16 protein-coding genes are annotated in these 23,014 nt (G+C 65.0%); 5 read left to right on the plus strand and 11 right to left on the minus strand.

Going from position 1 to position 23,014, the window contains the following annotated elements; genetic code table 11:
* Positions 1-7: 7 nt before the first annotated feature.
* A complete protein-coding gene (locus FIV42_RS02305; protein WP_141196108.1) occupies positions 8-781 on the minus strand; it encodes an alpha/beta fold hydrolase in 774 nt (257 codons plus the stop codon).
* On the minus strand, positions 782-2,956 hold the full coding sequence (locus tag FIV42_RS02310; RefSeq protein ID WP_141196109.1) for a response regulator: 2,175 nt from the start codon (positions 2,954-2,956) through the stop codon (positions 782-784).
* A gap of 315 nt (positions 2,957-3,271) precedes the next feature.
* Here FIV42_RS02310 and FIV42_RS02315 point away from each other — a divergent pair, with 315 nt between their 5' ends.
* The 3 genes from FIV42_RS02315 to FIV42_RS02325 all read left to right on the plus strand — a co-directional run bounded on the left by FIV42_RS02315 (position 3,272) and on the right by FIV42_RS02325 (position 6,898).
* Positions 3,272-4,552 carry an NAD(P)/FAD-dependent oxidoreductase gene (locus FIV42_RS02315; protein ID WP_141196110.1) on the plus strand — a complete coding sequence of 427 codons (1,281 nt, stop codon included), beginning with the start codon at positions 3,272-3,274 and terminating at the stop codon, positions 4,550-4,552.
* Entirely contained in the window at positions 4,552-5,700 is a 1,149-nt protein-coding gene (locus FIV42_RS02320; protein ID WP_141196111.1) for a 4Fe-4S binding protein, read from the plus strand. Before FIV42_RS02315 ends, FIV42_RS02320 begins: the two co-directional genes overlap by 1 nt.
* Positions 5,701-6,139: 439 nt before the next feature.
* A complete protein-coding gene (locus tag FIV42_RS02325; RefSeq protein ID WP_141196112.1) occupies positions 6,140-6,898 on the plus strand; it encodes a hypothetical protein in 759 nt (252 codons plus the stop codon).
* 410 nt (positions 6,899-7,308) lie between these two features.
* Here the strand turns inward: FIV42_RS02325 and tpx are convergent, their stop codons facing one another.
* Positions 7,309-7,806, minus strand: a complete 498-nt coding sequence (gene tpx, locus FIV42_RS02330; RefSeq protein WP_141196113.1) for a thiol peroxidase — start codon at positions 7,804-7,806, stop codon at positions 7,309-7,311.
* A 378-nt stretch (positions 7,807-8,184) separates the two neighbouring features.
* Here tpx and FIV42_RS02335 point away from each other — a divergent pair, with 378 nt between their 5' ends.
* The gene (locus FIV42_RS02335) at positions 8,185-9,633 is read left to right on the plus strand and encodes a multicopper oxidase family protein (RefSeq protein WP_141196114.1); all 1,449 of its coding nucleotides are present in this window, start codon (positions 8,185-8,187) and stop codon (positions 9,631-9,633) included.
* Positions 9,634-9,829: 196 nt separating this feature from the next.
* Here FIV42_RS02335 and FIV42_RS02340 read toward each other — a convergent pair whose 3' ends face one another.
* From FIV42_RS02340 to FIV42_RS02360, 5 genes are all read right to left on the minus strand, one after another.
* On the minus strand, positions 9,830-10,789 hold the full coding sequence (locus tag FIV42_RS02340; protein WP_168210334.1) for a PEGA domain-containing protein: 960 nt from the start codon (positions 10,787-10,789) through the stop codon (positions 9,830-9,832).
* A gap of 41 nt (positions 10,790-10,830) precedes the next feature.
* Positions 10,831-12,540 (minus strand): serine/threonine-protein kinase, encoded by a 1,710-nt coding sequence (locus FIV42_RS02345; protein WP_141196116.1) that lies wholly within the window; start codon positions 12,538-12,540, stop codon positions 10,831-10,833.
* 36 nt (positions 12,541-12,576) lie between these two features.
* Positions 12,577-15,411: a vWA domain-containing protein gene (locus FIV42_RS02350; RefSeq protein ID WP_141196117.1), complete on the minus strand. Its 2,835-nt coding sequence runs from the start codon at positions 15,409-15,411 to the stop codon at positions 12,577-12,579.
* Positions 15,412-15,530: 119 nt separating this feature from the next.
* On the minus strand, positions 15,531-16,052 hold the full coding sequence (locus tag FIV42_RS02355; protein ID WP_141196118.1) for a metallophosphoesterase family protein: 522 nt from the start codon (positions 16,050-16,052) through the stop codon (positions 15,531-15,533).
* Between the two features lie 91 nt (positions 16,053-16,143).
* Entirely contained in the window at positions 16,144-18,546 is a 2,403-nt protein-coding gene (locus FIV42_RS02360; RefSeq protein ID WP_141196119.1) for a sigma factor-like helix-turn-helix DNA-binding protein, read from the minus strand.
* A gap of 473 nt (positions 18,547-19,019) precedes the next feature.
* Here FIV42_RS02360 and FIV42_RS02365 point away from each other — a divergent pair, with 473 nt between their 5' ends.
* Complete coding sequence (locus FIV42_RS02365; RefSeq protein ID WP_141196120.1) at positions 19,020-20,258, plus strand: alpha/beta hydrolase family protein; 1,239 nt, start codon at positions 19,020-19,022, stop codon at positions 20,256-20,258.
* Positions 20,259-20,286: 28 nt separating this feature from the next.
* Here FIV42_RS02365 and FIV42_RS02370 read toward each other — a convergent pair whose 3' ends face one another.
* The 3 genes from FIV42_RS02370 to FIV42_RS02380 form a co-directional block, all read right to left on the minus strand.
* Positions 20,287-20,565: a hypothetical protein gene (locus tag FIV42_RS02370; protein WP_141196121.1), complete on the minus strand. Its 279-nt coding sequence runs from the start codon at positions 20,563-20,565 to the stop codon at positions 20,287-20,289.
* Positions 20,566-20,642: 77 nt separating this feature from the next.
* The gene (locus FIV42_RS02375; protein ID WP_141196122.1) at positions 20,643-21,941 is read right to left on the minus strand and encodes a TRAP transporter large permease; all 1,299 of its coding nucleotides are present in this window, start codon (positions 21,939-21,941) and stop codon (positions 20,643-20,645) included.
* On the minus strand, positions 21,938-22,996 hold the full coding sequence (locus tag FIV42_RS02380) for a TRAP transporter small permease (protein ID WP_141196123.1): 1,059 nt from the start codon (positions 22,994-22,996) through the stop codon (positions 21,938-21,940). The genes FIV42_RS02375 and FIV42_RS02380 overlap by 4 nt, the downstream gene beginning before the upstream one ends.
* Positions 22,997-23,014 lie beyond the last annotated feature (18 nt).

Below are 23,014 nucleotides of genomic sequence, written 5' to 3' on the forward strand. Positions count from 1 at the left end.
CTCCGGCTCAACCATTCAGAAAGCTCGACAGCAGCTCGGCCGTCTCGTCGGTGCGCTCGACCTGGATGTAGTGGCCGGCGCCCGGGATATGGGCGATCTCGGCGTTCGGAATCGGGTCGGCCACGGCCGCCTGCAGAAACTCTTGGGGCAAAAACGGATCGTCGCTCGCCACGACCAGCGTGGTGGCGGTGATGTCGCCCAACTGGTCGCTGAAGCCACCTTCGGTCCACGACACGAGCGCCTGCTGGATGCACGCAGTCGGGATCTTGGCCGCGTCGTCGAGCAGGCGCGACTTGCTGCCCTGGGACAGGTCCAGGCAGGCCATATCGAGGATGGCGCCCTGGCTGTCGCGGTTCTGCCCCGAGTTGTAGAACAGGTCGTAGGCCTCCTGGGGAAGCTCCATGCCGCTGGCGGGCACGGTGCTCAGCAGGAACATGCGCTCGACGCGCTCCGGGTAGGTGGCCGCGAAGAGCTGGGCGATCTGGCCGCCCATGCTGTGGCCCACCAGTGCGAAGCTGTCGGCGCCGGCGTCGTCGGCCACCGTGCGCACGTCCTCGACGTAGTCGGAGAGCTTGTAGGAGTCGGCGTCCTTGGACGACTCACCGGTGCCGCGCAGGTCGACCACGATCATGCGGTAGGCGCTCTTGTCGAGCTTCGGAATCAGGTCGTTGTAGACCGCCCCCGAGACCATCCATCCGTGAACGAACACGACGTCTTGGTCGCCCTCGCCGATGACACGGTAGGCGATATCTAGACCATCTTGGTTCTGTACTTTCGGCATCTACTCCTCCTGTTGGGGTTGAGATCTCGGTACGGTTTTAGTTGTCGCTGCTATCGGCTCGCCGTCGGACGGCCGCTCTTCTGGGGCGTCGGCCTGCTCGGCCTGCGCGCCGGTGACTGCCAAAACTTCCTTCAACACTTGATCAACGGAGCTGACATTCTTGCTCAAAATTCGCTCGACGGACTTCTGCAAACGGGAGTGCTGGGCGTCGTCGAGGTCCATGGCGGTGACGACCACGATGGGAATCTCTTGCCAGCGCGGCTCCTGGCGCATGATCTCGGCGACCTCGAAGCCGTCCATCTCGGGCATCATCAGGTCGAGCACGACCACGTCGGGGATCTCCGAGTCGAGCATCTCGAGGGCGGCCGTGCCGTTCTCGGCGGTGCGCACCCGCCAATCGGCCCGGCGCAGGTGCCGCGCCATGACCTCGCGCACGTCGTCCTCGTCCTCGACCACCAGCGCCGTGCCGCCCCGCTCGGGGTGGAAGCGCGCCAAGACCTTGACGAGTCGGTCGCGTTGGATCGGCTTGACCAGATAGTCGGAGGCGCCCAGCGCATAGCCGATGCTCTTGTCGTCGATCATGGTGACCATCACCACGGGAATCGACTCCAGGTCGGCCTCGGCCTTCAGGTTCGACAACACCGACCAGCCGTCACGGCCGGGCATCATCACGTCGAGTGTAATCACGTCGGGGCGCTTGGTGCGGGCCAGCTCGACGCCCTGGTCGCCGTTGAACGCCGAGATGACGTGGAAGCCGCGCGGCCCCAAAAAGCGGCGCATCAACTCGTGGACGTGCGGGTCGTCGTCGATGACCAGCACCGTGGGACCCTCGCCCGAATTCGACAGAAAGTCGGCGCTCAGGTGGGGGATTTCCATCGTCGCCGACGGCTCGGCCAGCCCCGACCGGTGCTCGGTGGGCAGCAGAATCGTGAACGTGGTCCCCTCTCCCAGGGTGCTCTGGACGTCGATCGTGCCGCCCATCATCTCGCAGAAACGCTTGCAGATGGTCAGACCCAGGCCGGTGCCGCCATGTTTTCGGGTCGTCGATTCGTCGGCCTGGGTAAATGGCTCGAAGAGCCGGTCGATGCTCTCCGGGTCGATGCCCATGCCGGTGTCGCGCACCTCGATGCGCACCCCCGGCATGCTGTTGACCACCGCCTCGGCGGTGCTCAGCTCGATGACTCCCTTTTCGGTGAACTTGGCGGCGTTGCCCACCAGGTTCAAAAGCACCTGCTTGAGCTTGGTGCGGTCGGTGACCACCTCGCCGCGGCGTCGGTAGCTGCGCTCGAGGTCGTTGTCGTTCTTGGCCACCAACGGACGCACCGTGTCGATGACCTCGTCGACCAACTCGGCCAGGTCGAAGGCGTCCAGATGCAGGTCCATCTTGCCGGCCTCGACCTTCGACAGGTCGAGGATGTCGTTGATGAGCGCCAACAGGTGGTTGGCCGAGTGGTGGACCTTCTTGAGGTCGCTCTGGATGCTCTCCAGCGGGAGCTCGGCCGGGTTGGAGGCGCCGAAGTCGAGGTCCTCCTGGATGAGCTCGGTGTAGCCGATGACCGCGTTGAGCGGGGTGCGCAGCTCGTGGCTCATATTCGCCAAGAACGCGCTCTTGGCCCGGCTGGCCTCCAGGGCGCGCTCTTCGGCCTCGCGTCGCTCCTCGACCTCTCGCTGCAGCCGCTCGTTGGTCTCGACGAGCTGGCGGGTGCGCTCCTGGACGCGCATCTCGAGCTCGTCGCGCGCCTGGCGAATCTCCTCTTCCATCTCCTTGCGCTCGGAGATGTTCTGGATGGCCACCAGCGAGCCCCACTGCACGCCGTCTTCGTCGTGCATCGGCTTGGCGCTCACCAGCGTCCACACCCCGCCGCCGTCGTTGTGCTGCCAACGGTGGTCGAACATCTCTTCGACCCCCTCTTGGCGGCGCTTGAGGTTCTGGCGGGCGCGCTCGGCCCACTCTTCTTCCATGAAGTCGAAGAGCATATTGCCGACCATCTCCGGGCGGCTGTAGCCGAGCATCTTCGCCATGCTTTCGTTGGCGTAGATGATCTCGCCGCCCAGGCGGACGACCAAGATTCCGTCGTTAATGGTTTCGACAATGGTGGCGAACGGTAGGTCTTCGTGCGCCGTTGGGTGCTTGGCGTCGTCTGCCGACGCCGAATCAGACTGAGTACTGCTCATAACTGCGAAAAACCCCTCAGCCCGATTGGATCATCTTCAACACACCGGGCAAGGACACCTCAAGACGAACCTGTCAAAAAAAGGTGTCATATGTAGGCAGAAGGTAACTGTCAGTCACTATGCAGGATCGACCCGCCAGATGCAAGTATTGCGTCTGGTCGCGCGCTTGTCCGCGGGGGCGGCTTTTGCGACACTCTCGCCCGTGGTTTTGAATCTAAGACAAGCCGAGTCGCGTCCCCAAATCGAGTCGGACAAGTGATCGATCAGCGATTGACGGCTCCTGTCGACTGTAGTCTCCACCCAACGTGAGTCCCCATGCATTTCGTCATCATCGGCAACGGCGTCGCCGGCATCGAAGCCGCCTTCGCCATCCGCGACCGGCTCGGTCCGGGCGAGGCCAAGATCACGGTCATCAGCGACGAGACGGACTACTTCTTCTCGCGCACCGCCCTGATGTACGCCTACATGGACAAGCTCGACCGGCGCGACCTCGAGCCGTACGAGCGCAAGGTCTACGCCCAAAAGCAGATCGAGCTCGTGCGCGGCCGCGTCGTCGACCTCGACGCCGCCGAGGCGAGCTTGCGCCTGCAGGACGGCAGCACCGTCGCCTACGATCGCCTGCTGCTGGCCGTGGGCGCCAAGCCGCGCATGGTCCCCTTCGCCGGGCTCGACGAGGTCGAAGAGGGGCTGGTGCACTTCGTCTCCATGCAAGACCTCGACGAGTGTGAGCGGCTGACCTGGTCGACCGAGCGCGCGGTGGTCGTCGGCGGCGGCCTCATCGGCGTCGAGCTCGTCGAGAGCCTGACCCACCACGGCGTCGAGGTGACCTTCTTGGTGCGCGAGCCCTGGTTTTGGCCCGCCGCCCTGGGCAAGGAAGAAGCCGAGATCGTCGCCGAGCATATCCGCGAGCACGGCGTCGACCTGCGCATGGAAGAGGAGATGAGCGAGATTCAGGTCGACGACGCCGGCCGCGTCAGCGGCGTGCGCACGAACCTGGGCGACGAGATCCCCTGTCAGATGCTCGGGGTGGCCATCGGCGTGCAGGCCAACGTCGAGTGGCTCCAGGGCGTGAGCACCCCGCCGGCGATCAACCGCGGTGTCATGGTCGACCGCTCCTTTCGCACCACGCTGCCCAACGTGTGGGCCGCCGGCGACTGCGTCGAGGTGGACGTCGGCCGCCGCCCTGGGTTGGTGGAGACCATCTGGTACTCCGCCAAACGCCACGGCAAGCTCGCCGGGCTGAGCATGGCCGGCGAGCGCGTCGAGTATCACCCGCCCCTATTCTACAACAGCACCAAGTTCTTCGAGCTCGAGTTCACCACCGTGGGCGACTGCGTCGACGTCGCCGACGGCGCCACCACCCTGTTTCGCAAGATGCCCGGGAAGCCTATCAGCCAGCGCATTGTTGCCAACGAACGCGGCGAGGTCATCGGCTTCAACATGCTCGGCTCGCGCTTCGACCACCGCGTGCTCGAGCAGTGGATCCACGACCGGCGCGACCTGGCCTGGGTGCAACGGCACCTCCAAGAGGCCCAATTCGACGTCGAGTTCGGGCGCGTGCCGCTTTCGAAGATGGTTGAAAAGGAGATCGCCTGATGCGCCAAAAAGGAACCATCGGCTGGCTCAAGCACGACATCACCCACCGCGGCGTGACCGCCTGGGCGCTGTCGGCGGCGCTATTCGCCTTCTACGTCATCCTCTACTGGACCGACTGGCTCGACCCGGTCGCCCAGGCGCTGCACCTGGGCAGCAAGTGGACGCTGTACGGGCTGCTCTACACCATCGCGATCACCGCCGGCGGCATCTACGTGATGCGCAAATACCGGCACAACAAATACCAGATCGTGCGCACCACGGTGATCATCTTCGTGCAGGCCACCCTGGCCTTCTCGGTGCCCCTCATCCTCAAATTCTTCAACCAGCCCGAGGTCTACTTAAGCTACCTCTGGCCGCTCAAAATCGAGTACTTCTACCCGTCGACCATCGCCAGTTGGCCGTTGCCGTTCATCATCTGGAGCATCGCAGGCTCGCTGCTGATGGTCCCGCTCCTGGCCACCTTCTTCGGCAAGCGCTGGTATTGCTCGTGGGTGTGCGGCTGCGGCGGGCTGGCCAACACCGCCGGCGACCCGTTCCGCCAACTGTCGAATAAGTCGAGCGCGGCGTGGAAATTCGAGCAGTACTCCATCCACATCACTATGCTCTTGTCGTTCGTGGTCACCGCCGCGGTGGTCGCGAGCTTCTTCATCGGCGACAGCAGCCCGATGCTCCAAAGCGCCGCCGGCGAGATGCAGTCGGCCTACGGCTTCGTGGTGGTGGCCATCCTGTCGGGCATCGTGGGCGTGGGCGTCTACCCCATCGGCGGCACCCGCGTGTGGTGTCGCTACTTCTGCCCGATGGCCGCCGTGTTGGGCCTGGTGCAAAAGAAGGGCAAGTACCGCATCACCGTCAAAGACAACATGTGCATCTCGTGCGGGCTGTGCTCCAAATACTGCGAGATGGGCATCGACGTGCGCGCCTACGCCCAGCGCAACGAAGACTTCACCCGCGCCTCGTGTGTGGGCTGCGGGCTGTGCGAAGAGGTGTGCCCCCGCGGCGTGCTCCACCTAGAAAACTCCGACAAGCCCCGAAGCGGCCCCCAGCCGCTGACCATCGACGCGCTGGTCGACGAGAGCTGGAAAGACCGGCACGTGTCGCCCCACGCCGAGGAGAAGCAAGAGTCGGTGATTTCGGTGAACTGGAACTAAGTGCATCTTAGCCTTTCCTTCCCCCGGACTCCCTCCGCTAGCGCTACGGTCGCCCGGGGCTACCGAGGCCTCGCGGACGGCGCTCGGCGCGGCTCCCGATGGTCGCCTTGGTGGGCATCCGCGGGTGCCGCCCTAATCGGAGCGAGGGCATCTTGCCGTCGTGCTAAGCGAGCTTAGCGAGCGCGCGCCGCGCCGTTTGCGGCGCCTCGGTAGCCCGGGGCGACCGAAGGGAGTCCCGGGAGCCTCAACAACCAATCACCCCTTGTGGGCAAGCCCGGCTCTTTTCTGCTGCGCCCTCTCCTGCTACATTCGCCCCTACGTCAACCAAAACTCGTTGGAGGAGGTTCTTCGGCCTCTCCGGGGTAATGATGGGCCCGCGTGGCCATTGTGGAGTCGAGGACGGAGTTCACCCTCCAACCCGAACGCAGGAGCAATGTCTATGTCTACTCGCCAGTCTGACCGTGATCTGATCAACGCCGCCCAAGAAGCCCAGCAGAACCTCGAGCGCGTCCCCCTCGACGGCCACGCCCAGGACCTGATGGTCATCGCCCTCGCCCTGTTCGCTCAGGTCGAGGCCGACATGACCGAGGTCGTCGAGAAGGTCGACGCCGAGTCGGTCGAGGCCTCCGAGAGCCACGTGGCGCTCACCGAGGCCGAAAGCGCCGCCGACGCCGGCTACGGCGACGTCTACGACACCCTCGTGCTCACCCACCGCCACCGCCGCCTGGGCCGCCGCGACCGCAGCGCCACCCACATGCAGGCCCTCGAGCGCTACCTCGACGGCAACAGCGCCTCCGACTTCAAGGGGCGCGCCCGCGCCGACAAGGTCACGATCATGAAGAAGGCGCTCGACTACGTCGACGAGTACACCAACGACGGGCTGGTGCCCGCCGAGGTCATCGACGACGCCGTCCAGGCCCACCAGGCCTTCCGCGACGCCTACGACACCTGGCGCGCCGAGGGCGCCGACGTCACCGACGCGCGCAATATCGCCGACACCGTGCGCCCCGCGGCGCGCGCCAAGTACACCTCGGCCCGCGAGGTCGCTCAGGCGGCGTTGCGGTTGAGTGGGACCGAGCGGCCGATTTCGGACTATTGCCCGTCGTTGAGTGAGATCAAAGGAGGCAGTCCTGCGCCCACGGATACCGACGCGGACCCGGCTCCCGCCGACGACGTCGACGAGCCCGTCGAAGCTTGAGCGACCGACCTCGTCTTCTCGGCTGCGGAGAAGCGCTGGTCAGACCGTCTACTTCGTCTTCTCTGCTGCGGAGAAGCGCTGGTCAGACCGCCTACTTCGTCTTCTCCGCTGCCGAGAAGTGCTCCCAGGACCGCCTACTTCGTCTTCTCTGCTGCGGAGAAGTGCTTCTAGGACCGCCTACTTCGTCTTCTCCGCTGCCGAGAAGTGCTTCTAGGACCGCCTACTTCGTCTTCTCCGCTGCCGAGAAGTGCTCCCAGGCCTGCCAACTTCGTCTTCTCCGCTGCGGAGTGAACGAAGTAGGCCATCCGTCGAGCACCACTCTTCTACACCAAAGCGCCGGTCGGGCATCCGACCGGCGCTTCTTTGGTTACGAGGGCAAGATGCCCCCGCACCGATTGAGGGAACGTCGATCACCCCACATGCGCCAAAGCCGCCTCATAATCCGGCTCCTCGCCGATCTCGGCGACCTGCTCGGTGTGCACGACCTTGCCGTCGGCGTCGAGGACGACGACCGCGCGCGACAAGAGTCCGGCGAAGGCGCCGTCGGCGATCTCGACGCCCCAGGCGGTGCCGAAGTCGCTGCGGAACGTCGACATGCCCGCCACGCCCTCGATGCCCTCGGCGCCGCAGAAGCGCTTGTGGGCGAACGGCAGGTCGGCCGACACGCACAGCACCTCGACGCCGTCGAGGTCGGCGGCGCGCTCGTTGAACTCGCGCACCGACGCCTGGCACACGCCGGTGTCGATGCTCGGGAAGATGTTGAGCACGATGAAGTCGGCGTCGACGTCCTCGAAGCTCACGTCCTGCAGGTCCGTATTCGTCAGCGTGAACGCCGGCGCGGCTTCGCCGACCGCCGGAAGCTCGCCCACGGTTTGAATCTCTTCGCCGCCCAGTGTGATCGTGGCCATATCCATTCTCCTGATTCAATCGTTGTTAAAGTGACAAATTCGCCCGTCCTGTGTGCCAGAGGAGGGACGTTCAATCAACTGTGGCCTTGCAGGTTCGTCACCTCAACCCCTCCCCCCTTCGGGGACCTCCCCTAAACGGCAAACAGCGCCGTTTGGGGAGGAAATGGCTGCTCCAATAACCACATGTGGCTATTCGGCCGACCATTCGCCCCCCAAAGCCGCAGGCGTGGGGGGCAGGCGCGCCGTCCAGCGCCGGGGGGTTGAGGTCGCGGTTCGGCAAGGCCTTCCGAAGGCATCCCCCGCCGAGCGTTGACTTCCCGCAACGTTGTGGTCTACACCCTGAGTCGTTTGCAGAAATAACGGACCAGAGGACCTATCATGCGCAAATATTTCGTGTTTTTGGCAGCCGCTTCGCTCCTGGCAGCGTGCGGCGGTGAGTCGACTGAAGACAAAGAGTTGGTGATCGACACCGACGCGGGCACCGACACGAGCGTCGAGCACGAGGGGCCGACCTTCCCCGAGGTGTGGGGCGCGCCGGTGCTCGAGGACGAGAACCCGGCCACCGACATCGTCGAGGTGACGCTTCGGGCCGAGGAGAAGACGGTCACTCTGGCCGACGGCCTCGACGTCGACATGTATACGTACAACGGCAGCTTCCCCGGCCCGATCCTGCAGGCCCAGGTGGGCCAGACGGTGATCGTGCACTTCGAGAACGCGCTGCCCGAGGAGACCACCGTGCACTGGCACGGGCTGCGCATCCCCGACGAGATGGACGGCAACCCGCGCATCCAGAACCCGGTCCAGCCCGGCGAGTCGTTCACCTACGAGTTCGTCGTCGAGGACGCGGCCTCCTACTGGTACCACCCGCACGTTCGCGAGAACGAGCAGATCGAAAAGGGCCTGTACGGCCTGTTCATCGTGCACGGCGAGGACGAGCCGGAGTTCGACCGCGAGCGCTTCCTGACCATCGACGACATCCTCATCGACCAGAACGGCGATCTGCCCCCGTTTTTGCAGTCGCACCCCGAGATCATGCACGGGCGCAGCGGCAACGCGCTGCTGAACAACGGCTCGCTCGACGTGGTCAGCTTCTCGGTCGACCAGAACGACGTGGAGCGCTGGAGGCTGGTCAACCCGGCGAACGCGCGCACCATGAAGCTCGAGCTCGAGGGCGCGAGCTGGCGCGTCATCGGCACCGACGGCGGCCTGCTGCCCGAGCCCTACGAGACCGACCGCATCGTGCTGCCCGTGGGCCAGCGCTTCGACGTCGAGGTCGTCTACGACCAGCCGGGCACCGTCACGCTCAACTCGATGGTCCTCGTGCGCAACGACGCCGGCGAGATCGTCGAAGAGGCCTTCCCCATCTACGAGGCCGAGGTCGCCGCGAGCGACGCCGAGCCGCGCACGGTCGAGCTCCCCGAGGTCACGCTGCCCACCGCCGAGCCCACCCGCTCGGAGACCATCGAGTTCGACGTCGGCCAGGATACGTTCGGAAACACGGTGTGGATGCTCAACGGCAAGGCGCACTCGAACGACCCGCTGTTCACCTTCGGCTACGGCGAAGTCGTGCGCATCAAGCTGCGCAACAACGCCGGCCCCGAGCACCCCTTCCACCTGCACGGCAACTTCTTCACCGTCGTCAACGACGGCCGCGCCTGGACGAACCAACCCGGCCTCAAAGACACGGTGCTGGTGCCGGGCATGGACGAGGTCGAGATCATCGCCTACTTCGACAACCCCGGCCAATGGATGGCCCACTGCCACATCCTCGAGCACGCCAAGCTGGGGATGATGTCGGAGATCATCGTCGAAGATCCTGCTGAGTGACGGCAAGGTTCACCACGGGGAGCACTGGGGCACGGGGAAGGGCATTTTTGTTCTTCTCCGTGCCCTTTTGTGCTCTGTGGGAGATTCGAGGACGGCAAGGTTCACCACGGGGAGCACTGGGGCACGGGGAACGGCATTTAAAGCATTCTTTTGCCTTTCTCCGTGTCCCTGTGTCCCCCGTGGTGAATCTCACCTTTTACCAATCAACCCGCGTCGAGATACCCGTAGCGGTGAAGCCGACCGAGGTCGTGGCGCCGGCGTCGGTTTCGAAGTCGACAAACTGGAGGGTCAGACCCGTGGCGAGGAAGACCGCTCCGCTCGAGTAGAAGATGACCGAGCGGGTGTAGGCGGCGTCGGCGTCGGCTTCGAGTTGGCGGGCGCGGGTGAGGTTGCCGGCGTTTTGGGCGGCGGCGATGTCGTCGGCGCGGCCGACGGACATGGCGTCGTTGACGAGGCCGGCGCCCAACAGTGCGCCGCCCAGGCCGATGCCGCCCCAGCTCGCCCACGTCTGCCACTCGGGGCGCGCGGGCTCGACGTCGGCGGGGGCTTCGACGGTCTTGTCTTTCTGACGCTTTACGGTGATGGGGCTCAACGAGACGCTGACCTTCGTGGTCTGGTCGGGCTCGATCTCGGCGGTCTCGGAGGTCGCCTTGAAGCCGCCGGCGCTCACCTCGAGCTTGTGCGAGCCGACCTTCAGGTCGGTGCGCACCGGGCATGCCATCGCCTCGCCGCCGTCGATGCTCACCTGGGCGTGCTCGGGCGAGCACGACACGGCCAGCGTGCCGGTGTCGACGCAGGTGTCGAGGCCCTCGATGCCGGCGCTGGCCTTATCGAGGATCTCTTCGTCGACCTTCTTGCGGCCGAGTAGCGCGCTGTACTCCTTGCGCGCCTTCGCGCAGCGGCCCCACTTGCCGTAGGCGCCGGCGATGCTCAGCGAGATCTTGGGGTGGTCGATGATGCGCCGGGCGCGCTTGAGCTCGATGATGGCGTCCTCGTACTGCTTCTTTTCGAGCAGACGGCCGCCCTTGTCGAGGTGCGCCTGGAAGCGCTCGAGCTCCTCTTTGGAGACATCCTGGGCGAACGCGCTCGACGCGCCGGCGCCGAGCAACACTCCGGCGAGCACGACCGTGCACAGGCGCCGGGTCAATGCAGACATATTCATCTCAGACCTTCTCACTCAACGGCTCATTCACCGGCTCATTCACCGGGCAGGTATTGGTCGACCATCTTGTCGATGTCGGTGCCCTTGTCGTCTTCTTTGGGGGCTTCTTTGGGTTCAACTTGTTCGGGCTTGCGGACTTGTCGCTTCGCAGACTCGTCCGGCGTGGCCTCGAGCGCGACCGTCACAGTCGACTCGCTGTCGGCGCTCAGCTCGACCTCGCCGGCCTGGTAGCCGTCGAGCTCGAGGCGGAGCGTCTTGGGAAGCTCGTCGGGCGCGAACTCCACGGTCACGCCGGTCTTGCCGAGCACCTTGTTGTCCGCCCAGACCATCGCGCCCGAGGGCTCGCTCTGGAGGGTGAACTCGAGGGGCTCGGCCTGCTCTTCGACCTGCGGCGAAACGGCTGCGGGCTCGGGCGGGTCGGGCTGTTCGGGGGCCGACTGGGGCGTCTCGGGTTCGGCGACCGCCTGCGGCTCGTCGACCGGCTCGCCCGTCGAGGTCTCGGATGATTGATTCGACATCCAGACGTACCCGCCCGCGCCGATGACGAGCGCGGTCAGCAAAAAGAGCGTCACTTGCTTACCCACGCCCACGGTGGCGCCGTCGGCGTCCTTCGGCGCGGGCTTGGGCGCCTTCGACGGGTTGGGGATCTGGACGCCCGTCTTCACCCGACCGAGGACCTCCGGCTTGTCAGCCAGTGTGGGGGACGTCTCGTCGGGGGCGTACTCTTCGGCCTGCGGCGCCTCGCGCAGCATCTCGAGGTCGCTCTCGCCGACCTCCTGGCCCAGCTTCTCGAGCATGCTCGGGGTAGTGTCGGGCGCGGGCGCGGGCACTTCGCCGGGCGACAGCTTCAGGCCGGCCGGCGTGGCCTGGCGGGCGGCCTCGAGCGCCTCGTACATCTCGTCGGCGTTCTGGTAGCGGTCGGCCGGGTGTTTGCGCGTCGCCTTGCGAATCACCTCGCCCAGCGGGGTCTCGGCGATCTTCTGGGGGATGCGCACCGGCTTTTTGAGCTGCTGGAGCAGGGTCTGCGGCGCCCCGTTGCCCTGGAAGACGCGCTGGCCGGTGAGCATCTCGAGGAGCACGAGCCCGGCGGCGTACACGTCGACGACCTGCGGGTTGCTGTGCTCCGCCTGCAGCAGGGTCTCGGGGGCGATATACGACGGCGTGCCCGAGATCATGCCGGTGGCGGTGATGTCCGACTCCTGGGAGTTGGCCAGCTTGGCGATGCCGAAGTCGAGCAGCTTGACGTGGTAGTCGCCGCGGCGGTTCTTCATGACGAAGACGTTGCCCGGCTTGAAGTCGCGGTGGATGACGTCCTGGCTGTGGGCCTCGGCGAGGCCGTCGAGCATCTGCAGGCCGATGTCGATGGCGACGCCCGCTTCGAGGGGCGCCTCGCGGGCGATGAGGTCTTTGAGCTCCTCGCCGTCGAGCATCTCCATGACCAGGTAGAGCACGCCCTCGTCGGTCTCGCCGACGTCGTAGACGCGCACGATATGGGGGTGGTCGAAGCGGGTGGCCACGTCGACCTCACGCATGAAGCGCGCGGCGAAGTCCTCCTTGGCGGCGATATGCGGGTGCAGCAGCTTGACGGCCACGTCGCGGCCGGTGCGGATCTGCTCGGCGCGCATGATCACGCCCATGCCCCCGCTGGCAAAGGTGTTGCCGAGCTTGTAGCGCTCCTCGATGACCTCGCCTGGGCGAGGCAGGTGCGCCACGTGCTGCTCTTTGGTCTCGGTCTCGTCGCTCATGCTTGGATACTGGCTAAGGATGCTGGCTAAGTGACTTCACTGGTAGGTAAAGCCGACCAAAAAGATGTCCCCGTTGTTGTCCGACGTCAGGCCGCCCTGCCCGAAGTCGATCCCGTTGCGATGCACGCCCGCCATGACGGGGACGCCATCGGAGGTGAACAGCGCCGAGGAGACCTGGTTCGCGTCGTTGGTCCCGTAGAAGTCGCTCCACTCGAGCGCGCCCGACTCGTCGAAGACGGCGGCGAAGATATTGGTGTCGTAGGTCGCCTGGCTCGTCACGCTCTGGCCGCCGAACTCGACCGTGCGGGTGAAGTCACCGGCGACGAACACGTTGCCCCACGCATCGACCGCGGTCGCCACGGCCATGATCTGGCCGTTGACCTTGCGGCCGATGACTTCGCTCAATCGGTGGGCTCCGGCTGAATCGTAGCCGACCAACACGAGGGCCTGATCGCCGCTGCTACCGACGAGTCCACCGCCAAAATCGACCGTGTCGAGGATCTGGCCGGCGAAGAACACCCGGCCGAGCGGGTCGACGGCGATGGCCGTGTCGTTCGCCGGCATCTGGAGGCTATGGCCGAACGATTTGCTCCAAGTGTGATTGCCGCTGGCGTCGAGTTGCACCAACACCGCGCCGCCCTGCGCCAGCGTACCACCGCCGAAGTCGACCGCGGAGTCGGTCATGCCGGCAAAGACCACCCCGCCCTGCGGGGTCGTGGCGAGGGTCCACACGGCATCCATATACTGGCCGCCGAAGCTCTTGCTCCAACGATGGTTGAACGCCGAATCGAAGCTCGCCACGAAGATGTCGCTCATCCCGCCGAGGGCGCTGCTCGTCAGGGTCGAGCCGCCCAGGTTGATCGAGCCCTCGAAGTTTCCGGCCAAAAAGACATTGCCCGAAGCGTCGATCTCGAGTTCGACCACGGTCACCGGATCTCCCGATGAGTAGGTGATCGTGTGGTGACTCACATAGTTTCCGCCGGCATCGAAGACGGCCAACACGGCTGCGCCGTTCGAGCCGGTGGTGACCTGCACCCCATCGAGCAGGAAGTCGCCGAACGCCGAGCCGACGACGACCGTCCTGTCGGCCGGATCCACGGCCAGCGCATGGATATTGAAGTTATGTTGCTCGGCGAGGGTCTTGCTCCAGCGATAGTTGCCGGCGGCATCGAAGCTGGCCAGCCACGTTCCGTAGTCTGGCTGGCTACCGCCGAACTCCAATTGGTCGGTGGTCTGCCCGCCGATGACCACGTTTCCGGAGGAGTCGGCGGCCATGGCCATGACGCTGTCATGTTGATACGAGGCAAAGCTCTTGCTCCACTGCGTCGCCGGGCAGCGTGACGCGCAGTTTTGCCAATGGCCCATCGGGTTGAGGATGGCCGTGGCGGTGCAGGACACCTGGGTTTGGCAGAAGTTCAGGCACGAGAGCTGTTCGTCCCCGGCGCAAATCTCGGCGCCGTCGTCGCACCCTCCGCAGAAGGACCCGCCGCAGGTGCTCGTCTGACAGGCATCGTTGAAGAAGCTGGCGTCGCAGCCGGCCCCGAAGCCGTCGGCGCTGAAGCTCACCTCGACATCGTTCGACGACCCGTCGGCCAGCTCGACCGAGCTCGTATGACTCCCCGCACGCGACGGCGAGCAGTAGGCGAGCATATACGTCGCGCCGATGCGCGCGATGATGGCGTCGGCCACGGCCTCCAGGTTTGTGCTCAGCGACGGGACGTCGGTGTCGGTGACCCAGCGGTCGTCCCCGAGCAAGGTAGCCAGCTTGGTGCGGTCCTGGGCTGCGCCCTGCAGCGCGACGCCCATCGTCTGCACCGTGGGCGTGTCGGGGCTCTGCGCATCGTAGGCGCGTGCGTCGTCGACCTCGGCGGTCACGGTCGCCGCGTCGGCGTAGCCGGCGGTGTCCTGCCCGGCGCTCAAGACGACCAGGTACCCCGAGGTCGCCATGCCCTGCTCGCTCACGTCCATCGCCTGCTTTTGATGACTCTGGAGGTTGCCGATGGCGGTGCTGACCGCGCCGTTGAGGTTGGTCGCGCCGGTGTCGAGGCCCGTCAGGGCGAAGGCATCGCCCAAGAAGGCCTTGATTCGCACGCTGTCGCGCAGGGGGAGTTGCTTGGTAGAGATAAGCCCATTGGAGCCGTCGAAGAGTTCGACGCCCACCCAGACGTTGGTCACCCCGGTCTGGGCCACCAGCTTGTCGATGAACGCTTCGGCGGCGGCTTGGAGCTCGGCTTTGTGGCTCTGGGCTTGGCCGGACAGGTCGATCAGCAGCGTCACGTAGACGCGATGCGCCCGGTCCTGCAACATGCTGCTGGCGGGCTGGACGACCAGGTTGCTGCCGTCCTCGGCGATGACGAACGAGGTCTCGTCGAGGTCGGCGACCGGCGCGTTCGTGTAGCAGTCCTCGGCGGCGAAGAGCGTGGTCACGGTCGCAGGCTCGGCGCCCGCGCCCCACAGCGGGGACAGACGTGTGCACGGCGCGGGCTCGACGTCGGCTGCGTCGGCGTCTGCTGCGTCGGTCGCGTCGGTCGTATCGGCGGCGTCAGTCGCGTCGCTCACATCGGCGGCATCGGCCACGTCGGAGACGTCGCTCGCGTCGAGCTCATCGGCGTCCGAAGCGTCGGGGCCGACATCGGCCTCGGAGGTGTCCGACCCGGCGTCGAGCGCGGCGGCCGTGCGGTCGACGCAGACGCCTCCGCCGCGCACCAGAAGCCCACCACTCTGCACGCAGGTCTGTCCCCCCTCGCAGTCGTCATCGGAGCTGCAATTCGACGCATCGGAGAGCGTACAGCCGGAGACGAGGCTCGCCGCGGCCACCACCACGAGGATCAAAAGATGGACTCGCGCCCACAACATCTTGCACACACACATCGTTCTTGTCCTTAGGAGAGAGCTTCGGCCGCGCCAGGGAGGAGCAGCCGATCTCAGCCATCAGAGAATGCGCACAAGATACAGAACGGGAGTCCTATGTACCAGTGAATTATGGGAGTTTATTGCTTGGCGCCGAGGCGTGCCCGCGGGCCCAGATGGATGCGCTCCATCTCGAACTCGCCGGTGTCTTCGTCGACGTAGAGCAGCGCGGCGAAGCGTTGGTCGTGGAAGCCCACGCGGCCGCAGGCGCCGGGGTTGATCCACAGGGCGCCCTTGACGCGGCCGACCACCGGGATGTGGCTGTGGCCGCAGATGAACACGTCGGGCCTCTCGCGGGCGAGGAGCTCGCGGGCGGCTTTGCGGGGTCGGCTGGGAGAGCCGGCGATGTGGCGCATGGCCACCTTGCGGGGGCCGACGTCGAAGACGACCTCTTCGGGGTAGAAGCGAAGCTCGCCGCCGTCGATATTGCCTTTGACGACCTGGACGGGGGCGAGTTCTTCGAGCTGGTGGACGACGTCTTCGGTGCCGATGTCGCCGGCGTGAATGAGAAGGTCGACGTCTTTATCGCGGAAGACGTCGACCAATTCGGGGTCGAGCCACCCGTGGGTGTCGGAGAGAATGCCGAGAGTGATGTTGCCCATGCTTATTTCGTCGAGCTGCGAGACCTGTCAGAGGTGACGTACTTGTGGCGTGACACCGAGATTCGATGCCACACCACTAGTCTCGCTCGACTCATCGAGCAAGTCGGATGCGGTCGCGCTCGGCGACGTGGCCGTGTTGCTCGTAATAAGCCTCGAGCAAGTCGAGGATGCGCTCGGGGGTCTCGTCGAGCTCGGAGCTGCGCGCCAGCTTGACGATCTCGCGGTCGCGGCTGGACATATGCTCCAGAATCTCGGCGTCGCTGCCCTCGGGCACGTACAGCGAGTCGGGCAGCCGAAGCAGGCGACCCTCTTCGGCGCTTCGCGTCAGCGAGCCGAAGACCGCCGAGTCCGAGCCGCCGTAGCCGTACTGAGAGCGCAGCTCACTGCGGACCTCGCGGGGGTAGGCGGCGCCGTAATCGCCCACGATCTGGCCGATGGCGGTGCGCAGCACGTGCTGGCTCTCGCTGCCGATGTCGCGGGCGACGAGTTCGCCGGGGCCGCAGACGACACGGTCGTCTTCGCGAAGCAGGCCCCACAGGAGTCCGGAGCCGTGGTCGCGAATCGACAGGGAGCGCGCCTCGGGCAGGTCGGCCAGCTCTTCGAGCAGGTCGTTGCACGACATGGGCGTGCCGTCCTCGGGCAGCATGTCGTGGACGGCGTCGAGCAGGCGACGACGGCGGTTTTCGCTCAGGCCCACGAAGTCGAGGTGCACGAAGCGGTTGTTGCCCATGTTGAGCGAGAACGGCGCCGACAGCAGCGTCGTGTAGATCGACATACGGTGGTAGTCGATGCCCTCGGGCAGCCGGTCGATGACGTCTTCGACGGTGAGCGGGTTCTGAGCGTCGGCCAGGACCGCTTCGACGCGGTCGGCCAGGGTCTTGCCGCTCTCCTCGAAGGTCTCGGCGTGGGCGACCAGGTAGGTGTTCTTGAAGGTGAGCACCTCCGGGTGGCGGCTGAGCGAGTCCTTGAGCAGGTAGGGCGTCAGGCCCTCTTTGGCCAGGCCGGCGTCCTCGAGCTCGCCGAGCAGGTACTTGGTGCTGATCTGGCCGGTCTCGCCTTCGAGCCGGTCGACGCACCACTCGACGACCTCGTTGAGGGTGTCGCGGCTGACGGGCAGCGCCGAGGCGTGCACGTAGGTGCCGCGCTCGATGGTGTAGATGTCTTCGTGGCGGTGCAGCAGACCGTTGAGCGCGCGCTCGCTGATCTCGTCGATGCCGTGCTCGTGCTCCTCGCCGACCTCGAGCCGGTCGAGGATCTCCTGGGCGGTCATGGGACGCGCCGCGTCCTCGAGGACGTTGGCCACGTGGTCGCTTCGACGCGCCCAGGGGTTGCGCACCGGGCCGGTCTGGCCGATGTCGACCTCCCAAACAACCCAGAACAGCTTGGCCATGGCCTGACGCTCGAGCTGGATGCCGGCACGCCGGGCGAAGTTTTTGATCTGGTCGTAGGGCAGCGTGGCGCGGCCGGTCTCGACGATCTCGTCGCGCAGGGTGCGCAGCTTGGTGTCGATCTCGCTCTGATGCAGCGGCGTCAAGAAGACGCCCTGCCAGATGCGGTAGTCGGTCTCGCCGGCGATATGCAGCGCGAACAAAACCTCGCGCAGATTCTCGATGTCGATATTGTCGCGGATGAGCTCGACGGGCAGAAGCCCGCCGGCGGTCTCGGTCGCCTCGACCAACGGCTCGACCAACACCTCGGCTTCGGGGCCGAAGCGGTGGGTCAGCGACTCGACCAGGGTGTCGAAGCGCGCCTGGATGGCCTGGAAGCTCACGCCGTAGTCGTCGCCAATCTCGCCGAAGGTATCGCCGGCAAAGAAGCGACGCTCGACGATGTCGCGGTCGTTTTCTTCGAGGCTGTCGAGCGCCTGGTCGAGCAACTCGTCGATCGACTGCGGCCGACCGCGCTCGCCGAATAGGTAGGCCTCGAGCCCCTCGTTGGCGATGGTCTCGAGGATCTCCTCGACGCGGTTGAGCGTCTTGGGGCCGAAGTTCGGCAGCCGGCTCAGCTCGCCGCGCTCGAAGGAGGCGACGAGATCGCCGATGGAATCGTAGCCCACGCTCTCGAAGGCGCCGCGTGCACGAGTGGGCAGCACGCGCAGCACGCGCTCCCAGGGCTCGTCCATGCTCACGCCCATCTTGTCGAGGCGGTCGCTCAGTAGTTGCGTCTCGCTGGCCTCACTTAGTCCATGGGCGTCGAACTCGAGCTCACGCTGGGCGCGCACCTTCAGGTCGCTGATGACCTCGATCTTTTTGGCACCCACGCCGCGCGCATCGCGCAGCTCTTTGTCGCTCAGCTCGAGCAACTCGCCGACCGTGCCCACGTGGAAGCGCTCGAGCACGTTCTGAATCAGACTCGGCGGATTGAGCACGCTGACCGGCACGTAGAACGCACCCTCGGGGACTTCGCCGCCGTGAGCGCCGTTGCCTTGGATGTGAAGCGAGCGCTCCTCGCGTGAGGACCCGCCGCTGCTTGACTGCTTATCGCTGGCCGTCATCTCAAAAATCACCTGTGTGAGGAAACTACCCGTGCGGGCTCAACTCCAGTGGGAAGCATGAACATCCCAGCCCATACAAACCCTTCTGTGTAAACCACTAACTCGCCGTAAATAGTCCGGGTTCGCACCGGCGGACGACGAGTTGCGACCTCACCCGTGGGGCCGGATACCCGACGATCTCCATTGACTTATCAATACCGTATCTTCAGCGTCTCGACCAGACCCTTTTTAAATTTTCACCACCAACAAGACGAATACAATGGCTTTCCATAAAAGTGGGTATTGGCACCGTTCGCAACTCTCGGGCGACTACAACACTAAATTATTAACACCGACGGAATCGTCGCACCCGTTAGGGTAGGTCTAAGTTGTGGATGCAGCGTCGCTCGGCGGTGGCTGAGAGCGTTGAGAATCGCCTCCGATGTAGGTAAGTTGTGGCCCACTTGATGCCACGTGACCCGTGAGGCTTGCCGATGATGCGTCGATTATTTGTAGTTTTGCTCGCCCTCGCCCTGTCCAGCGCCGCCTGTGGATCGGAGCCGTCCGAGCAGTCGTCCGACACCGGCCTCAGCCCGGATGTGGGCGCTGACGCCGGTGACGTTTTCGGTGCCGACGCCGAGGTCGACGCCGGTCCCACTCTGCCCGAGCGACCGTGGCCGGTCGACGAGACGGGCCCCTACAAGGTGGGATTCACCGAGACCTACATCACCTACGAGGCCGAAGGCACCGACGAGCCGCGCAATCTGCGACTGGCCGTGTGGTACCCGACCCTCGACACCGACGGCGAGACGGCCGTCTACTACAACCTGTTCGGCCGCCCGGAGGTCTCGCTGGGAGCCAGCGTGGCGCTCGAGGAGCCGGCTCCCCTGCTGGTCTTCTCGCACGGTAACAGCAGCCTGGCCGAGCAGAGCTTCTTTATGACGGAGTTCTTCGCCAGCCATGGCTGGATCGTCGCCTCCCCGGACCACACCGGCAATACGCTCCGCGACACCCAGGGCGCCATCGACCTGACCGCCGCGGTGTTTCGCCCGCAGGACGTCAGCGCCGTCATCGACCACATGCTCGCCCTGCCCGACGACGACCCGCTGAGCGGACTCGTCTCCGAGGAGCACATCGCGTTGAGCGGCCACAGCTTCGGCGGCTTCACCACGTTGGCGAGCTCGGGCGCCGGCTTCGCCGTCGACGAGTTGCTGGCCGAATGCGAGCAAGAGCCCACTGATTTTTGTGAGATTTTCAACGGCAACGACACCTGGACCGACCTGTTCCGCGCCGGCTTTCTGGACGAGCGCATCAAGGTCGCCATTCCGCAGACGCCGGGCGGCTACGAGGCGTTTCGAGACGGGTTGGCCGACATCGATACGCCCACGCTACTGTTCACTGGCGGCATGGATCGCACGCTTCCGAACGAAGAAGAAGGCGACCCCATCTGGCAGGCCATGCAAGGCAGCCAACACATCCGCATCAACCTGCCCAAGGGCGGCCACTTCACCTTTTCGAATATGTGCACTCTGTTGAGCGGCATCGACCAGATCGACAACGACGGGTGCAACGAGGAGTTCATCGAACCCGAGGCGGCCTTCGACATCATCAACGCCTACTCGCTGGCCTTTGCCCGCTACCACTTGTTCGACGACCAGTCCGAGGCCGACCTGCTCGACGGCTCCCGCGCGCCGTATGACGGCATGGAGATGAGCTTCAAACCCGCCGAATAAACCGGTCCGGACTGCCGAGTGGATATGATTAGTTGTCGAGGGATTTCGGCCGCGGCAGCGAGATACGCTTGTTCTCGCCGTCGCGGCTCTCGATCTCGACGTTATCGGCGGTCACCGTCACCGACCACTCCTTCTTGGTCAGCCGCTTGGCGTGCTCGAGCGCGCTCTGCAATTCCCCGATAAAATCGTCATCGGTCAGACTCTCCAAGTACCCCTTGGCCTGGTCCTCTTGCGAGGTCTGCAGGGTGCTCACATCAGCCGTCTGGACGTGATCGCCGCCCTGCTCTCGTGGTGTCGTGTTGGACATAATGCTTCCTCCCATCTTCATAGTTGAGTGGGACGACGTGAGGGAGTCTCCCCCCGATTAGCCCCCTGACGAGCTACTTAACCGCCGACTAACAATCTGACGAGTGTCAAGGATAGGTCTTCCCAGAATGTGATCACGAGGAGGGTTCCCAACAACAGGAACAGGAAAGGAAGTGCGGTCCGGTACAGGTAGACCACCGGCTTGTCGAAGGCCAGCGACGAGATAAACAGGTTCAGCCCCACCGGCGGCGTGATGTAGCCAATCTCGAGGTTGGCCAAGAAGATGATGCCCAGGTGGATGGGGTCGACCCCGTAGTCGGCGGCGATGGGCGTAATCAAGGGCACGACCACCGCGATGGCGCTGAAGATGTCCATCATGCAGCCGACGATGAGCAAAAAGACGGTCAGCACGAGAAGGAACGTGGTGCGATCGTCGATGTACTGACGGATGAATTCCAAGATCTGCATCGGCACCTGTTCCTGGACCAAGTAGTTGGTCAGGCCCATGGCCACGCCCAAGATGACCAGGATCGCGCCGACCATCACCATCGTCTCGTAGATGACCGAGGCGAGGTCGGCGCGGCCGGAGTCGTCGGGCAGCAGGGTGATGTCTTTGAGGATGAACACCTCGACGATGAGCACGTAGAGCGCCGCGATGGCCGAGGCCTCGGCGATGGTCACAAACCCGCCGTAGATGCTCACCAGCACCACCACAGGCACCATCACCTCCCACTTCGCCTCCCACAGCGCCGACAGCGCTTCCTTGGGGACGAACTCGATGCGCTCGACCTCAGAGCGTTTCGACACGATCATCGCGTAGATGCTGAGCACCCCGACCATCAACGCACCGGGCAGAATGCCGGCCACGAAGAGCTTGTCGACGCTGGCCATGGCCACGATGCCGTACAAGATGATGGGCAGTGATGGTGGAAACAGCAGTCCGATGGAGCCGCTGGCGGTGATCAGGCCGTGGCTAAACCGCTCGGGATAGCCATCTTGGACCATCATCGGAAAGAGCAGCCCTCCCAGGGCCACGATCGTTACGCCCGAGGCGCCGGTGAAGGTGGTGAAGAAGGCACACGCGGCGATGACCACCACCGCCAGGCCGCCCGGCATCCAGCCGAGCACGGCGTTGCTCACGTTGATGAGCCGGTCGGCTGCTTTGCTCTTGGCCATCAAGAAGCCCGAGAGCGTGAACAGCGGAATGGTGATCAGGTGCGGGCTCGTGGCCAGCTTGTAGTGCTCTTCGGTCAGAACGACGATGCCCGTGTCCGACATCGCAAAGAGAACGAGCGCCAGGCCGGCGAGCACCGCGAAGAGCGGGGTCCCCAGCACCGCCAAGACGAGCAAGATGATGCCGATGATGACGAGTGTCATGCGGCCTCCTCTTGCGGCTCGGCGCTCGGAGACGCACCTTCGGTCGCTTCGTCGTCAGGATATGCGAGGGTTCGCTGGGCCGACTCGATGGCGCGCATCACGAAGTGAAACGCCAGAAGGCCCCAGCCGATGGGAAAGGCGAGTTGGAAATGCCACTCTTTGGCCCACGGGATCAGTTGGCGGGGATATTCGAGGCCGATGCCGACGAGGTCCCAACCCGACATCGCCAAAAAGACGCAGACGATGGCGGCCACAAGGCCGGTCACCATCTGGACGACATGCTCGGCGCGGCCTTTGAGTAGCGTCCCGACCGCGTCGATGGTGATGTGGTTGCGCTGGCGGGTGGCCATCATCGCGCCGAGAAAGCCACTGATGATGACCAACTGGCGCAGCAGCACGTCGATCCAGTGAAACTTCAACTCGTCGATGATGGCGATGATCTTTGCTGCCAGTGAGCCCTCTTCGGGCGGTCCTCCAATGGGTTCTTCGGGCGCTTCTGCCGCGGTCTGTCGCGGCTGTGCGTCGGAGTCGGCGTCGGCCGGCGCCTCGGCAGCCTCATCCTGCTCGCCGGTGCTCTCGTCCTCGCCGCCAAATCCACCGCCAAAACCGCCGCCGAAGCCGCCCGCTTCGTCACCGGCTTGTGCTTCGGTCTTCTCGTCGGTCTCCTCTTCGATCTCCTCGGCGGGCTCTTGCGTCTCGCCGCCGAACCCACCGCCGAAACCACCCGCGCCGTCATCAGGCGCGTCCGCCTGATCAGTCGGCTCTCCAGCCTCGTCAGCCCCGTCGCCGAACCCGCCGCCAAATCCACCGGCGAAATCTTCGGCTTCTCCGTCTTCAACTGTGTCGTCCTCGACGGGCTCGTCCGCTTCGGCCGACTCGTCCTGTGCGACCACCGGAGGGCCGCTGGTCATCAGGTGAGCCTGCCACGGGATGAGCACGTTTCGGTAAAAGACCGTGTAGGCGGCGAGCAGAAGCATCGCCAGCACGGAGGCGACGAGAACCCACTTCTCGACGCGCAGCAAACCTGCTTCGAACTTGAACAGCGGTTTTAGCATGGGCCCAAAGTAAAGCGC

Origin of the sequence: Persicimonas caeni (genome assembly GCF_006517175.1) — a bacterium.
Taxonomy (GTDB): Bacteria; Myxococcota_A; Bradymonadia; order Bradymonadales; family Bradymonadaceae; genus Persicimonas; species Persicimonas caeni.